Source organism: Actinoallomurus iriomotensis (genome assembly GCF_030269445.1).
Classification (GTDB): Bacteria; Actinomycetota; Actinomycetes; order Streptosporangiales; family Streptosporangiaceae; genus Actinoallomurus; species Actinoallomurus iriomotensis.
The window spans coordinates 1-13,252 of the sequence record NZ_BSTJ01000023.1 but is presented as its reverse complement, the minus strand read 5'-3'; the positions used below and the strand labels follow the sequence as shown (position 1 = coordinate 13,252).

General features: G+C 69.4%; 17 protein-coding genes. 1 reads left to right on the top strand and 16 read right to left on the bottom strand.

Translation table 11 applies throughout. From position 1 onward, the window contains the following. Positions 1-46 precede the first annotated feature (46 nt). The 6 genes from QSK37_RS50025 to QSK37_RS50000 form a co-directional block, all read right to left on the bottom strand. Positions 47-1,216 (bottom strand): methyltransferase domain-containing protein, encoded by a 1,170-nt coding sequence (locus tag QSK37_RS50025; RefSeq protein WP_285636772.1) that lies wholly within the window; start codon positions 1,214-1,216, stop codon positions 47-49. Next, on the bottom strand, positions 1,213-2,187 hold the full coding sequence (gene tgmB / locus QSK37_RS50020) for an ATP-grasp ribosomal peptide maturase (protein WP_285636769.1): 975 nt from the start codon (positions 2,185-2,187) through the stop codon (positions 1,213-1,215). The genes QSK37_RS50025 and tgmB overlap by 4 nt, the downstream gene beginning before the upstream one ends. A gap of 1 nt (position 2,188) precedes the next feature. Beyond that, a complete protein-coding gene (locus tag QSK37_RS50015) occupies positions 2,189-2,461 on the bottom strand; it encodes a hypothetical protein (RefSeq protein WP_285636766.1) in 273 nt (90 codons plus the stop codon). A 102-nt stretch (positions 2,462-2,563) separates the two neighbouring features. Beyond that, the gene (locus QSK37_RS50010; RefSeq protein WP_285636763.1) at positions 2,564-2,935 is read right to left on the bottom strand and encodes a helix-turn-helix domain-containing protein; all 372 of its coding nucleotides are present in this window, start codon (positions 2,933-2,935) and stop codon (positions 2,564-2,566) included. 213 nt (positions 2,936-3,148) lie between these two features. Continuing rightward, a complete protein-coding gene (locus tag QSK37_RS50005) occupies positions 3,149-3,376 on the bottom strand; it encodes a hypothetical protein (protein ID WP_285636760.1) in 228 nt (75 codons plus the stop codon). Then, the gene (locus QSK37_RS50000; protein ID WP_285636757.1) at positions 3,373-3,942 is read right to left on the bottom strand and encodes an ATP-binding protein; all 570 of its coding nucleotides are present in this window, start codon (positions 3,940-3,942) and stop codon (positions 3,373-3,375) included. Before QSK37_RS50000 ends, QSK37_RS50005 begins: the two co-directional genes overlap by 4 nt. A gap of 623 nt (positions 3,943-4,565) precedes the next feature. Between QSK37_RS50000 and QSK37_RS49995 the strand changes: the two genes are divergently transcribed. Further along, entirely contained in the window at positions 4,566-5,954 is a 1,389-nt protein-coding gene (locus QSK37_RS49995; protein WP_285636755.1) for an NsdA family TPR-like regulatory protein, read from the top strand. Here the strand turns inward: QSK37_RS49995 and QSK37_RS49990 are convergent. The 10 genes from QSK37_RS49990 to QSK37_RS49945 form a co-directional block, all read right to left on the bottom strand. Further along, positions 5,896-6,471 carry an NUDIX domain-containing protein gene (locus QSK37_RS49990; protein ID WP_285636752.1) on the bottom strand — a complete coding sequence of 192 codons (576 nt, stop codon included), beginning with the start codon at positions 6,469-6,471 and terminating at the stop codon, positions 5,896-5,898. The two genes, QSK37_RS49995 and QSK37_RS49990, sit on opposite strands and share 59 nt — an antisense overlap. Positions 6,472-6,525: 54 nt before the next feature. Continuing rightward, positions 6,526-6,933: a sigma factor-like helix-turn-helix DNA-binding protein gene (locus tag QSK37_RS49985; protein WP_285636749.1), complete on the bottom strand. Its 408-nt coding sequence runs from the start codon at positions 6,931-6,933 to the stop codon at positions 6,526-6,528. A 159-nt stretch (positions 6,934-7,092) separates the two neighbouring features. Beyond that, positions 7,093-7,479, bottom strand: a complete 387-nt coding sequence (locus tag QSK37_RS49980) for a hypothetical protein (RefSeq protein ID WP_285636746.1) — start codon at positions 7,477-7,479, stop codon at positions 7,093-7,095. A 147-nt stretch (positions 7,480-7,626) separates the two neighbouring features. Then, positions 7,627-7,881 (bottom strand): hypothetical protein, encoded by a 255-nt coding sequence (locus QSK37_RS49975; protein WP_285636743.1) that lies wholly within the window; start codon positions 7,879-7,881, stop codon positions 7,627-7,629. Between the two features lie 308 nt (positions 7,882-8,189). Continuing rightward, complete coding sequence (locus QSK37_RS49970) at positions 8,190-10,517, bottom strand: DNA translocase FtsK (protein ID WP_285636737.1); 2,328 nt, start codon at positions 10,515-10,517, stop codon at positions 8,190-8,192. Continuing rightward, positions 10,517-10,876 carry a hypothetical protein gene (locus QSK37_RS49965; protein ID WP_285636734.1) on the bottom strand — a complete coding sequence of 120 codons (360 nt, stop codon included), beginning with the start codon at positions 10,874-10,876 and terminating at the stop codon, positions 10,517-10,519. Before QSK37_RS49965 ends, QSK37_RS49970 begins: the two co-directional genes overlap by 1 nt. After that, positions 10,863-11,123, bottom strand: coding sequence for a hypothetical protein (locus tag QSK37_RS49960; protein ID WP_285636730.1), 261 nt, complete (start codon positions 11,121-11,123; stop codon positions 10,863-10,865). Before QSK37_RS49960 ends, QSK37_RS49965 begins: the two co-directional genes overlap by 14 nt. Continuing rightward, positions 11,120-11,440, bottom strand: coding sequence for a hypothetical protein (locus QSK37_RS49955; protein ID WP_285636727.1), 321 nt, complete (start codon positions 11,438-11,440; stop codon positions 11,120-11,122). The genes QSK37_RS49960 and QSK37_RS49955 overlap by 4 nt, the downstream gene beginning before the upstream one ends. After that, positions 11,437-11,724 carry a hypothetical protein gene (locus QSK37_RS49950; RefSeq protein WP_285636726.1) on the bottom strand — a complete coding sequence of 96 codons (288 nt, stop codon included), beginning with the start codon at positions 11,722-11,724 and terminating at the stop codon, positions 11,437-11,439. Before QSK37_RS49950 ends, QSK37_RS49955 begins: the two co-directional genes overlap by 4 nt. 135 nt (positions 11,725-11,859) lie before the next feature. Beyond that, positions 11,860-13,122, bottom strand: coding sequence for a hypothetical protein (locus QSK37_RS49945; RefSeq protein WP_285636724.1), 1,263 nt, complete (start codon positions 13,120-13,122; stop codon positions 11,860-11,862). Between the last annotated feature and the right edge of the window lie 130 nt (positions 13,123-13,252).

Sequence of the window (13,252 nt, the reverse complement as noted above, 5' to 3'; positions counted from 1 at the left end):
TCTTCGGAGGGCCGGGCGGCTACCTGGGGTCACTCGGTCGGCGGTCCTATCGCGACGCCCGCGCGGCCGCCCCATCATCACGCGCATTTCGGCCGACTGGCCCGATCTCCTTGGCGGGCTCATCGAGCCACAGCGTCTGCCCGTCGGCCGCGACGGTGAGGCCGAAGCGCTCGACGTTCGGCCGGCCCAGCTGGACCCAGCGGGTGTGCGCCGCGGTGTACTCATCCCACAGCCGGCGCGGTCCGTACTGGGTCACCTCGAACTCGACGTCGCCGGGTACGTAGTCGCACGCTGCCCAGGAGCCTTCAGGGTGCCCCACCTCGTACATCAGCAGCGAAAACGATCCGTCGGCGTCGCGGTTGCGGAAGACACCCACCTCGGGCGCGAGCGCCGTGGCGAGTAGGGCCAGGCCATCGCCGGCCTGGTCGACCTCCCGCGGGTCGGTCGCCGTGGCGCTGATGACGGCCTGGTCGGTGTGGTGCGCCTTCCATCGGACCTCGGCGCGGTCACCGCGGAGCATCATGTAGCTGCACCGGCCGTGGAACCGGCCGAACGCTGCCCCTCCGGACCGGGTGAGGCGGACGCGGAAGCCGTCCCCACGGCCGGGCTGCCACGGCGCGACGATGACCCCACCGTGCCGGGTCTGCTCGACCCAGGCGTACGGGATCTCCGCGACACCACATGTCGCGTGGACGCGGGTGAACGGGGCTCGCTCCGGGCACCCGGCCGCCCCATCACCGACGAAGACGTGCGGTGCGAACCCGGCCTTCGTGAGGTTGACGACGGCCTGGGCCGAGACGTCGGGGTCGACGTCGACCGTGGTGACGTTCTCCTCGCCGACCCGCGCCGCCAGGACCGCCGAGGTGTAGCCGGTGCCCGTGCCGACGTCCAGCACTCTGTCCCCGGGGTTGACTGGGGACAGCAGCGACAAGAACGCGAACGCGACGCCGGGAGCGGACAGGCTGGAGGACGCCGGGCCGGCTGCCTCGTCGGCCGGGTCGCTCCGCCCGTCCGCGCGCTGGGTGATGATCGCGGCATCGGAGAAGACCGCGTCCTTCCACTCGTCTGGCCGGGCCTGCCGATCGATTGGGTACGGGTCCGATCCTTCGGGACATGCGAGGCCCGTGTCAGGGACGAACGCCTCGCGAGGCACCGTCAGCATGGCGTCCCGCCAGTCAGTGAGCCCCAGCAGGTCCGCGAGCGCTTCGTTGCTCATGCGACGCCCTTCTCCAGCAGGTCCGCGACCGTCTCGGCGATCGGCGCCCCGGTCTCGGCCGTAAGCCATCCCCACTCGCCGTTCTGGTTCGTCTCCAAGAACACCCAGCGCCCGGCCGTGTCGTGGATCAGGTCGACGGCACCGAAGACGAGCCCGAGCCGCTCGTGCAACTCCACCAGCGCCGAGCATAGATCCGGTGGCAGCTCCAGGTCCGAATAGCTGAGCGCGTCATAGTCGGACCGCCAGTCACCGCGAGCGGACTCGGACCCGGCGTCGATCCGGACGGCGAACACCTCCTGGCCGACGACCACGGCCCGCGCCTCGAACTCCTTGGGCACCTTCTCCTGGAACATCTGCGCGGTCCGGGCAAGGCCCGGCTCGAGGAGTTCCTGAAGGTCGGTGACCTCGGCGGTGTAGAGCATGCGGAGCTGGTTCTCGTCCGCGTGCCAGACGCTGCCCATGGGTTTGTAAATGATCGGCTGCCCCAGGTTCGTTGCCCAGTTGTACGCACGCTGAGGATCGGAGGTGATGAGTGTCTCCGGGATGGTCAGCCCGCAGGCACTCGCCGCCTCCAGCTGCACCGGCTTGTATTCGGTCCGCGCCGCGGCGATCGGATCGTTGAGCCACAGGCAGTGGCGGAGGGCTTGGAGGACGCCGCCGAACCCGCGGCGGGCCTCGCGGTAGGCGAAGACCTGTTCCGGGCCGGACATGCCTTCGGGTAGTCGGAACTGGGTGGGCCTCCGGTAGTAGACGGCGCGGACGTCGTCGAGCTGGACGAGGTCCCGGCCGGCCTCACGGTCCACGATCGATCCGGACCAGCTCCAGGCGGTGCCGATCCCGGCGGTGAGGCTGACCCGCGTGGGGAAGTCCGCGGGGTCGAGCCTCACCGCCGGAACGCCCCGCCCGGCGAGCTCGACGGCGACGCGATCGCCGGTCCAGTCGCGCTCGTCGGTGAGGATGAGGACGGTCATCTCAGTCCGAGCCCATCTCTTCCGCGCTCTGTCCGTCGCCCTGGGAACTGGTGACCGACGAGGCACCCTCGTGTTTGCCGGCGCGCGGAGTCAGCGGCCGCAGGTACCGAAGGCCCCACGGGCGTACGCCGGAAGCGGCCTCGCCGCGGGCCTGGAGGAGATGCTCACGCGGAGAGAGCGGGAACAGATCGCCGGCGCGGAACGGGAGTCCGCGCGATTCGCCGTCGGGTGACCGGGTCAGCAGGTCCGGTTTCGTCATGGACGTCGTGGACATGTGTCTACCTTTCTGGGCGCCTCACGGGCCGGGTGCCGTCATCGTGGCGCGCGCCTCGACCGTGGGACCATTCACTTGTCGAAACGAAGGGGTAGCGTGCGGCTAGACCCTTCTGTCCTGAGAATGTGCTCCTTTCGGCCGTAGAGTGGTGTGCCGTTGGATGGCCTGCCGTGTCGTGCCATAGCTCAAAGTGAACTTCTCAGCCACCTGCCGGATCGACCAGCCCTGCTTGTAGAGGCGGACCATCTCGTCGATGGAAGGCGGCAGCGCCGCCGGCGGACCCTGCGCAGCCCGTTCGGCACGGACGCGCTCAACTTCCTCGGGGCTGTAGCGGCGGTGACCTCCAGGCGTCGTCACCGCCACGGCGATCTGTTTCGTACGTGCGAGGTACGCCAGGCGTCCCAGGGAGATGTTGAGGATCTGGGCCGCCTCTACGGGCTTGAGAAGATCGGCTTCGGGGTCCTGGGGTGTCACAGCGGGTCGAGTTCTTTTCTAAGGGGACCCCGTGGTCCCGGCTGTCGTGCGGACCGGAGCCACGGGGCTGGGTATCTACGAACGTGGCATCGGCATCAGCCGAACATCCGCCAGTAGTCGCCTCCCATGCGCCCCCTCCCCTCTCCTGGTTGCGGATGATGGCCGCGGGCCCGGCATCCGTCCCTCGAAAACGGAGCACCGGACCCGCGGGGCTTAGGAGCCGCCGGGCGCGACGGACAGTCGGGGGCTGAGGTGCGCCTCGCCCGGCGGCTGGGACTGATCGCGGTCAGCGCGTCCGCGTGTCAGTCCGTCCCCCCGCTTCCCGCCCGGCACGGGGGTCGCCGGCGCGGGGGTCTCGGTGGTGACGCTTCGGCCGAGGATCGCCATCGCGCGGGCGTACTCCTCGGCGGTGACGCCACCGTGCGTGCCGGAGTTGTTCATGGCTGGCAGGCCAGTGCGATCGCCCTGTCCAGCTCGTCTCGCTCCTCGGCTGTCAGGTCACCGACCTTGACCCCCGACCGCAGGATCAGGGCATGCGCCGTTTTGCTTTTGCGGGCGCTGATGAACCCCGACGCGACGGATAGCTCCCGGACGATCGGCCATCCTCGGCCCCTCGTGAGCAGCCCGCTGTTGATGTCGTCGTCAACGGTCTGCTCTCCCGACGGCAGGGGGAGCGTCGGATCGGGATCCTGGACGAGTACGTGCGTCCACAGCCGATGCACCGCGATGCCGACGTGAACGTGGCCGAGTTCCTCTGATCCCGCCGCGTGCAGGATGACGTTCGTGACGAGCTCGGAGACGACGAGAGCGACATCGTCGGCGTGGTCCGCGTCCATGGCCGCGACGGCGGCGAGCGTCGAGACCGCGAATCGACGCGCCTCCCTGACCGGTTGGCCGCTGGACAGAGTCCGCCACGTAACACCGTTCGGCGCACCGATGACCAGATGACCCGCCTCGATCGCCAGGGTGAGCTGCGACTGCGGCTGCCTCGTGCATGCTTCGGCCATGGTGACCGCCTCCGGGGGGAGGGGCGCAGCCTGGTCGGAGCGCCGCGCACCCTCCCTTCCGGGGCGGGCGGCGACGCGGGTTCCCGGGGAGGGAACAACCTGTCCAGCGCCGCCGCCGGTCCATAGGCCACAGCTAGTTGACAACGTGGAGGCAAGACCGGACACGAGGGGTGATGGGGGTACTTGCTTACCGTGACGTGTCATTACCGGTCACCCCCTACTCGCAAGTAATCAGGGTTTTTCACGATGTTCGCCGGGCCTTTTTCCATTGGGAGTCAGCGGACTGCCGACTCGGGATGGGCCTAGGCACGCCGCGTGAGGGCTGTGTCTGGCTACCTGATCGCTGTCGTCGCCGGAGCACGGTCGACCTTCGGCCGCGGCGTGTTTTCGCCGGGCCAACGCGACATTCGCTGCCTCGGCGGCTGCGGCCCGCAGTTGGGCCGCCAGGCCGCCGGCGTTTGCCAGCTCCGTTGCCATGGCCGATAGAGAACACGAACCGTGCCTGCCGTCGTCAGGCGCGCGTAGGGGGCGGGTGCGTGCACGGGGGGGCGTGCACTGCACGTCGACCATGGAACTCCCAGTGGTGCCCGTGCCACACTGCGTACACCGAGAAAGGGCGGGCCATGGGGCGACGACCTAAGCAACCGAACAACGCGCTCGACGCGCTCCTGCTCGAATCGAAGATGTCGCACAAGGGTCTCGCCGCCCGAGTCGTAAGGCTCGGCGAGACCCGGGGCCTCGACCTCCGGTACAACCACAGTTCCGTCAGCCGATGGCTACGCGGTGAGACGCCACGCCAGCGGACGGCGCAGCTGATCGCCGACGTCCTGAGCGATGCGTTGGGCCGAAGGGTGACCGTCTCCGACACCGGGATGGAGCCGCGGCAGAAGGCCGACGCGGACGGGGCGTTGCGTTTAACCCTCGACCCCGTCGACACGACCCGGCGCCTCGCGATCCTCGCCCACGATGACCTGGAGCATCGTCGCGCGCTGCTCGACGCCGGCTTCGACTTGGCCGCGTACTCCTCCGCCGCGCTGCGCTGGCTCGTAGCCCCACGAACGGCCCTATCCGCGGCGGACGGTGCCCGAGCGATCGGGATGGCGGACGTTGAGGACATCAGGGAAGCCACACGCGCGTTCAAGGTCCTCGACAACCGCATGGGTGGCGGGCGTATCCGCGCGACGGTGGTCGACTACCTGGACGGAAACCTCGTGCCCCTGCTGCACGGTGCCCGTTGTACCGAAGACGTCCGGCGGGAGCTGTTCTCAGCGGCCGCGGAGGTCGCGCAGCTGGCGGGCTGGCAGGCGTACGACTTGGAGCAGCAAGGCGTCGCCCAGCGGTATCTCGTGCAGGCGCTGTCCATGGCGCGGTTCGCCGGCGACGACGGTCTGGGCGGAGAGATCCTCGCCGCGATGAGTCACCAGGCGCTCTGGGTATCCCAGCCCAGCCAGGCGATCGACATGGCGCACGCCGCGCAGGAAGCGGGCACCCGCGCTGGCCTACCCATTCTGGAAACCGAGGCGCTGGTGCTGGAGGCCAACGCTCACGCCCTCCTCGACGACCCGGCCGCGTGCTCACAGGCGCTGAAGCGCGCCAGCGTCACGTTCGAGAGAGGCGGCGGGAACACACCTCCATGGCTGGGGTACTTCGACCAGGCGTACCTCGCGGCCCGTATCGCCCACTGCTTCCGTGCGCTCGGGCAGGGGCACACCACCGCCAAGTACGCGCTCCAGTCGCTCGACATGGACGAGCGGTACCTCCGTGGGAAGGCGTTCAACGTTGCCCTCTTGGCGCGTGGCTATGCGGTCCAGGGCGAAGTCGAGCAGGCGTGCGCGACCGGCCGGGAAGCGGTCGATCGGGTCGTCATGCTGCACTCGGCGCGTGCCGTTACCTACGTCCGGAGCCTGCTCGCCGATCTGTCGGACTACGAGGGCGTCGCGGAGTGCCAGGAGTTCAGGGCGTACGCCGAGACCCGTTTGCCTGCTCTGCGACGGCGTGCATCACTCCGATGACCGTGGCGGCGCCGATGATCTCGCCGCGAGCGATCATGGCCTGCGCTTCCGCGATGGGCACCCAGCGCACGAGCTCGGCCTCGTCGATCTCTGGGTCGCCGACGTGTTCGGCGCCGTAGCTGACGTAAATGTCCTGCGCGGCATCGGCTGACCCGACCATCGGCTGGTAGGACAGCAGGAACTTCGGTTCCCGGGGGCGCCAGCCGGTTTCCTCTTCGGCTTCACGGGCTGCAGCGGCCGCGCCGTCCTCCCCGGGGTCGACGTACCCGCCCGGCACCTCCCAGTCCCACTGATCAACGATGAAGCGATGCCGCCAGATCAGCAGGATGTTCTCCCCGGCGTCGTCGAGGACCACGGCCATCACGCACCGGCGCATGCGGAAGACGTACTGTTCGAACGTCACGCCGTTGGGGAGTTCGACGCTAGCCATCGAGACCTTGACGTGCGGGCTGTCGTCGATCAGCCGTTCGCCGTGGATGGTCCATCGGGAACGCGCGGGGAAGATGTCATCGGTCACGTGGTGACGGTACCTGCCGGTCCTTGCCCGAGATGCGAGGTTGTGCCGACCGGGCTACTGGTCGTCGGCGGCGTTGCGCTGATATCGGCGCCGACCGGTCATGGCGGCGTCGATCGTCTTCCGCTTCCACAGCTTCACGCCGTCCCGCTCGTCGTCGTGCCGTGGTAGCCGGCCGCGTGAGATGTCGCTGCGGACGGTTGACTCACTCAGGCCGGTGTACGCGGCGATGTCCGCGACGGTGAGCTCATCTTCCGGGTCCCCTTGCTCTGCGAGCGGGGCACGGCGGAACAGGCGCCGAACGGCCTCTTCGACCGCGGCGGCGTCGTACTCGGCCCACCGGCCGCGCTTCCCGATCGGGGCCGGCCACTGGGGGTGAACCTTCCACTGGCGCTGAACCGTCGACAGCGGCGCGCCGAAGCGTTCAGCGATCTCGGGGGCGATGATGCCAGGGCGTCGTACCATGATGATGAGTCTCCTTTGTGGAGAGTCAGCCTTCACGGGACCGGCGGGTTCCCATTGACGCTCTTCGGGGCGCGCCCGCCGGTCCCGTTCTGTGTGTTCGAAGGTTGGGTCAGGAGGAGAGGGTGGCCGCCCCCGCTGGTTGCGAGGGCGGCCGGGCGATCACTCCTCCGAGTCACCTCGGAGGTTGTGGATCGTTTCGAGCGCCAGATCCGCCTCGGCGAGCGTCCGCGCCACCGTGTACTCGAAGAGTTCTTCTCGCCACGGCTTCGGGCTTGCGAGTTGGATGGCCGTGAGATCCATCGCGTTCAGCCAGTCCAGCAGGACCTGGCGGAGAAGCGTGTGGATCAGGTCGTCCAAGGGCTGCTCCTGAATCAGGGTCAGCGTCCGGACGATTGCGGCCTGAGCGTCCCGGATGAACGTCGCGTCAACGAGGTTCATCGGGAGCTGGATCGGAAGGTCCAGGCTGGCCAGGGCCTTCGCGATCTGGAAGTAGGCGACGAGGATGTCGTCACCCCATCCCATCAGGTGCTCTTCGTGGTCTTCCACGAATTTCTCCTCTCTGGAGTTGTCAACCTTCGTGTCGGTTCGGGGTCCCACCCCCTTGCCGACAACTCATAATCTACAGCACTAGCCTCATCATTTGCAACATGATTGGGAGAAGAAAACCCGCCGGGCGTACGGCCCGGGCCTCTCCTACACGCGCGGGTCGTCGACCAGACGGAAGTCCTGGAACCCATCGCCGCGCCGCACGGCCGTGAAGCGGCGCCCGGGCAGCTCGCCGGCGGGCAGGCCCGCGTCACGCGCGATGTCCGCCGCCGGCACCCGCAGAGGCGCCTCCGCCGAGTGCTCCAGCGTGACGAGCTCGGCGTCGTCGCCGACCGTCAAGAGCACACGCACCTCAACCCGCTCGTCCTCGGCCATGACCTGCCCCTTGTCGTCGTGCACCATTGTCGTTTCCTTCCATGAGGGTGTCATCCAGCCGCCCGAAGTGCGGGCGGCCACGGTCGAACCGCGTGCGCGCCCGGCCCTCGGGTGCCCGCGCGCGGACGCGCGGGCGTGTGCGCACGGCTGCGCGTGGGAATGGCGCGCGCGAGCGTAAATGATCATGAATGTGAGCGCGCGGGCGCACGCGCGGACGTACGTCACGCCTGCATCACGTGACGCGTCACAGCGGGCGTCACGGGCGCCGTCACGGCCGTGACACCCACGATGACCTGTAACTCTCCCCCCGCCCCCGCTCGGAAGCGTCACAGGCGTCACGGCGCCCCCACGAGCGCGCTGTCGTCGACGTCGATCGGCACACCGGTGAAGTAGTACACCGGCTTCACCGGGTCGCGGCGGAGGATCCCGTCGCGGGCCGCCAGATCGAGCATCTTCTTGCCCCAGCCACGCGAGGACATCCCGGTGCGCTCGCGGAGGGGTTTCAGGTCCGGCCCTTCGATCTTGTCCTTGCCGGCGCGCTTCCACTCGCGCAGCTGGTCGATGAACGCGGCCCGGGCGTCCGCCGGCGACATCCGCCGCGTCGGCTCTGGGGCGCTCCGCCATCCGAAGTCGTCCTCATCGGCGGGCGGCGCGACCGCGTCATCGTCGTCGAGGTCCACGGTCAGGTCCGGTGACGGGTCGGGGGTGGTGACCGCGGCGTCGAACGTGTGCTGGTCGTCGACGTCCGCGTCGGCCAGGCCCGCGACGGTCGCCTCCATCTCGGCCGGTGCGATGAGGACGTCGCGGGTCTCATCCGCGTCGGCCTGGCCGACGACGCCGCGGTCCTCCAGGAGGTCGAGGAGCCGTTCGGCGTACCCGAGTTCGATTCGCAGTTTCCGGGCGAGCATCTGCGGCGAGGCGTACTGCGAGGAGATGACGAGCTCGGCCGCGTGGCAGATCGGCCGGGTACGGTCCCCGCGCGCGACCGGCTCGTCCTGGCCCGGGGCGTCGTCCTCCGGCTCGCTTGCGGGCTCGTCGGCCGAGCCGGGAACGACCGCGCCGGCCTGCTGTCGGATGAGCTGTACGGCCTGCTGAGAGGGCGCGCGTTTGGCGTACGCGTCGCCGAAGGCCCGCGCCGTGACCTCATCCAGCGGGCGCGCGGAGGCGGGGAACCGGGCAGCCAGGTCGCTCATCTGCTTCGGCTCGATGAAGTACGTCCGGATCGGCATGATGCGCTTGGCCATCGGGATGCCGGGCGCGGCCAGATAGCACATGCCGGGGTAGTCCACGCCCCAGTCCTCGGGGCTGGCGCCGGCCTCGCGGACCTTGTCCGGCAGCCCGAACGCCGCGTCGTCGCTGGACGCGACACCGAAGCACATCATCGCGCCGAACTGCCCGCGGACGATGGTGGGGACCTGGGTGTAGTCCGAGCGCTGCAGCGACAGGATCAGATACACGCCGGCGGAGCGAGCCGCCTTGGCCAACTGAACGAAGTCGTCCTCGTCGACGACACGCAGCACGTCCGGGCACTCCTCGAGGAGGACGTACACGGCCTGCAGCCCACACCCGCGCTCCCACTTCTTGTAGCCGTGCGCGGACAGCCACGCCGTACGGGCCGGCACCGCGCGCTGCAGCCCGTCCATCAGGGCGTTCGCCTGGGCCTTGGTGAACACGAGCCAGTCGATCGCCTCCGCGGCGTCGCCCAGGGACTGGTCGGCCTTGGTCAGGTCCGCGGCGATGATCGTCGCGTCGGGCCGGGACATGATCGACGCGAGCAGGTTCCACCCGCCGCCGAACGACTTCCCCGACCCGGACATGCCGTTGATCATCAGGTGGAAGTTCAGGAACACCAGGTCGACCGGGCTCATGTCCTGGTAGAGGCCGAGCCGGTAGGCGTCGGCCGCGGAGCCGCCGGCGTGCAGCGGCCCGGGGTAGGGCAGGGTCCGCTGCAGGATCCGCGGGTCGGAGATCGACATGGCGGCCAGGTCCGCGCGGTTTTGGTCGGCGGAGATCGTCAGCGAGCCCGGCGGCAGCCCCATCGCGGTCTCCATGTTCAGGGTCTTCTTCTGCAGGTCCTCGACGGTTTTGTCGCCGCCGTCGATCTTGATCTGCGAGTCGATGTTGTGCTCTTCGACCTTGATCACCTTGGCGGTGGTGCCGTCGAAACCGGACACCTCGCGGGCCCGTTCCCACAGGTGGGTGAGCGGGTCCCGGATCCCGGACTCGCCGTCGACGCCGCTGCGGATGACGAACCGCAGGTTCCAGGTCAACGCGACCGTTGACCCGAAGACGAGCTCGAAGAACACCACGACCGGCTGACCGACGCCCGCGATCGTCGCGATCATCACGTACAAGCAGGCCAGGAACACCGTGACTGGGCTGTGGATCCGGAAGATGCCGCGGCGCTGATGCGAGGCCAGCCACGTCACGCCGGTGAGCACGATCGTCGACACCCACATGCCCAGGACCGCCCAGGCCGTCGTCGAGCCCGCGTGTTCCCCGCCCCACAGGTAGTGGAACAGCGCCGCGGCGGCGACGACCATGAGCCCGCAGATCCACGGGGGCGCGTGCACGGCGACCTTGGAGATGCCCTTGGCGACGAGCCGTTCGAGGCTGGTGTCCTCCAGGACCTCGACGGTCGACCGGGACGTACGGCGGCTCATCACAGCTCCCAGGGGCGTTTGGTCTTGGTCTTCGCCTTGGCCGCGGCCGCCGGGGCGACGAACTGCCGCTTGTACTCGGCGTTCAGCTTGACCAGTGCGGCGGCGACACCGACCTGCCCCTCGGCGGCTCGCCTGAGATGCGCGGCGACGCGGCGGGCCCGGATCTTCACGTCCAGGCCGAGGAGCAGCGGGTGGCCTTTCTGCGCGGACAGGATGGCCTGGAGCTCATCGGCGGACGAGTGTAGCTCCCAGGCGAAGTCGCGGGCCAGGTCACGGCCCGTGCGGGAGTAGTCCGCGACGCTCTTCGACCCCTTCCACTCGATGGACTCCAGCTCGGGGATGCGGCTACGGTGCGACATCGTCGGTGTCCTCCTCGCCGACGACGTCGGCTTCGCGTGCGTCCAGGTACGCCATCCGCCACCGGTCGGCGATCACCGCGCGCATCCGAGCCCACGGGCCCGCGAGCGGCGTGATCCCGAGGGCAGCGGTGATCAGCGCGTCGGCTGCCCCGATGAACAGGCAGATCACAGCCCAGGTCGCATGGAGGGCAGCCGTGAGCGGGTTACGCCGCGGTGGCAGGGATCCGGGGCGGGGCATGGCCGTCACCAGTCCTCCTCGCCGGGGCGGTCGTCGTTGAAGTCCCAGGCCGCTGCGGGAGCGGGCGGCGCCGGCGCCTTCGTCACAGGGGGCATCGGGATGGCCGTCGACGTCGCCGCGGCCGCGGGCGCCTGGACCGGCTCGTCGGCGAACAGGCCCGCCGGCGGCCGCCGGTGCCCAACCGCGACCAGGAAGAGGATCACGCCGATCAGCAGGACAGGGACCGCGAGCGGGAGCCGCACGGTGATGTGCGCGGACAGCCACAGCACGGCGACGCCGCCGGCGACGAACGCGATGAGCCGGGCGGCCCGGCGTACGGCGCTCACTCGGCCGGCTCCTTCGTCGTCGCCTTGTCCGCCGGGCGCGTGCTCCGGCGCGGCGCGGGGCGGCCGACGGGCACGATGCGTACCCCGAACCGGCGGGCGAGCCGGTCGGCCCACGGCCGCAGGTACGCGCCGATGAGTACACCGCCGAGGAACGCCGCGCCGTACCCGGCTGCCGCACCGGATGTACCTGCGGCGTACCGGAGCACGAGGTACGTCACTGCGGCGACGACAGCGACGGACAGGAGCTCGTCGACAACCTTGAGCTTCCGGGTGCGGCGGGCCATCACCGGTCACCGCCGCGATTCGGGGTACGCGTATCTGGCGCGTACCTGTGCAGGTGAGACATGCTGGACTCCTCCAATGGAGACCTGGCCCCGGGGATCGTCTTGGTCGGTGAACCCGGGGCCAGGTACGGGGAATTAGGCGTTGACGAGCGCTTCGAGGTACGCCCGTACCTCTTGCGCCTTCGGCTGGGCGACGCCGAGCTGCTTCTTGATCGGGCGGATGCCAGGGACCTTGCCGCGCTGCACGTGGTCAGCGAAGATCCGCGCGGCCTTCAGTTGGTGTTCGTCGGCCTCAGGAAACGCGGGAGGTACGGGCCCGTCCTCGTCGAGTACGGGCACGTCCTCGACAGGTACACGGTCCTCGTCGAGCCATGCGGACAGATCGTCCGGCGTTTCGAAGGGCAGATTGAGGTCCGCGTACAGCTCGGCCGTCGCGCGCTGCAGCTCCGGGTCGGGTGCCACCCGGTAGGACCGGCTCACGCGCTTCGCGGTCCGTGTGGCCGAGGACGCCAGCTGGCCCCACGGCGCCGCCGGCTCAATCTCGGCCAGAGCGCGAGCGTGGGACAGCATGGCGATCTGGGCCAGGAGCGTCTCTTGGCGGTCGGCGTCGGTGGCGAGGTCCGCGTACCGTACGGCCGCGCGGGTCGCGGAGTTCAGCCGCCACTCGGCCAGGCGCAGCAGCCGGCCCTTGCCGCCTGAGCGGTCGAGGGCCCGGACACGTTGTACGGCCAGGGCGACCCGGGTCAACCGACGCTGCGCGTCGACCTGATCGGTGGTCTGCCCTGTCGCCTCCGCCACGCCCAGCCACACCAGGATCCTTTCGGGGCTGATGCGCCAGTTGAGACTACGGCGTTTGCCCGCTGCCTCCCGTTCCTCCGACAGGCCGCGCTCCCACAAGAACGCGGCGACCAAAGGAGCGGCGAGGCGGGCAAGGCCGGCGCCGAAGCCTTGTTCGTCCGTCGCGGCCAGAGATCCCGACAGCCCGGCCAGCGCCCAGACGGCCTTGCCCTCGACACCTGCCTGACCTGAGCGTTTGACTGCACGCCGGGCACGCAAGGCGCAGACGAGCATCGCGGCCTCGTACATGCTGAACATCACGGCGCGCATGTAGACGTTCTCGACGCCGAGCTTGTCCCCGAAGAAGTGCCACATCGCCTGCGAGCTGGTCGCGGTCGCCATGCCCGCCACGACGAACGTCAGGACGCTTTCGGGGCGGCTCTTCGCGAGCGTCTGCCGCAGGATGTGAGAGGCGGCCCGGGTCGTACGCCAGAGGATGACGACGATGATGATCGTCGCGGGGACCGCGACGATCGCGGCGATGACGGGGTGGTCGGCGGCGTATGACGCGACGTCGCCGGGGTTCACGTGAGGACGGGCGATGCCCGTAGGCTCTGCCATGGGTTGGACTCCCTGTAGTCCGATCAAGTCCCCCAGGCGCGATTGCCGTCGTGCCTGCGGGGGCGTTTTCAGTTGTAGGTGGGGTGTTCGGGCAGGTCAGCGCGTTGTGTGCTTAGAGTGAATCGTCGAA